Source organism: Streptomyces sp. SD15 (genome assembly GCF_054462255.1).
The window spans coordinates 1-551 of the sequence record NZ_JBTLMO010000167.1; the positions used below are offsets into that span (position 1 = coordinate 1).

The 551-nt window shown below is 69.9% G+C and carries 1 protein-coding gene; it reads left to right on the forward strand.

Annotation, left to right across the window (positions count from 1 at the left end; translation table 11 throughout):
* Nucleotides 1–551: alpha-amylase family glycosyl hydrolase (locus ACX28W_RS44035; RefSeq protein WP_459005712.1), on the forward strand; the 551-nt coding region annotated here is incomplete at both ends.

The window sequence follows — 551 nt, forward strand, 5'->3', positions numbered from 1 at the left end:
CTCCCTTCCTGGCGCCCCGGTCTGACGTACCGCCAGCTCGCCGACCAGCTCCCCGCCTACGTCTCGGACCTGGGCTTCACCCACGTGGAGCTGATGCCGGTCGCCGAGCACCCCTTCGGCGGATCGTGGGGCTACCAGGTCACCGGCTTCTACGCGCCCACCGCACGGCTGGGCACCCCGGACGACTTCAAATACCTCGTCGACGCCCTGCACCGGGCCGGGATCGGCGTCCTCATGGACTGGGTACCCGCCCACTTCCCCCGCGACGACTGGGCACTGGCCGAGTTCGACGGACGCCCCCTGTACGAGCACGCGGACCCGCTACGGGCCGCCCACCCCGACTGGGGCACCCTCGAATTCGACTACGGCCGCCGCGAAGTCCGTAACTTCCTCGTCGCCAACGCCGTCTACTGGTGCGAGGAGTTCCACATCGACGGACTGCGCGTGGACGCCGTCGCCTCGATGCTGTACCTGGACTACTCGCGCGAGCCGGGCCAGTGGACACCCAACGAGCACGGCGGCCGGGAGAACCTCGACGCGGTCGCCTTCCT